1 protein-coding gene is annotated in these 314 nt (G+C 71.3%); it reads left to right on the forward strand.

What is annotated here, in order from left to right:
- Positions 1-314: enoyl-CoA hydratase/isomerase family protein (locus MLGJGCBP_RS44620; RefSeq protein ID WP_201453367.1), on the forward strand; the 314-nt coding region annotated here is incomplete at both ends.

The raw sequence follows: 314 nt of genomic DNA on the forward strand, positions 1-314 counted from the left end.
GAGTTCCTCAGGTTCCAGGAGACCGCGACCGGTGGCCTGGCGGCGCTGCACCACCTGCCGTTCCCGGTGATCGCCGCAATTCACGGTGCCGCGTCCGGTGGCGGTCTGTCGCTGGCGCTCGCCTGCGACATCCGGCTCGTGGCGCCCACCGCGAAGTTCAATGCGGCGTTCGTCAAGGTCGGACTGTCCGTCGGCGAGCTCGGCACGTCGTGGCAGCTCACCAGGCTCGTCGGACCCGGCCGGGCCGCGGAGATCGCCTACACGGCGCGTTTCGTCGGCGCCGAGGAGGCCGCCCGGATCGGATTGGCGAACCG

The sequence above is a fragment of the Rhodococcus sp. T7 genome, from assembly GCF_009872365.1.
Taxonomy (GTDB): Bacteria; Actinomycetota; Actinomycetes; order Mycobacteriales; family Mycobacteriaceae; genus Rhodococcus_F.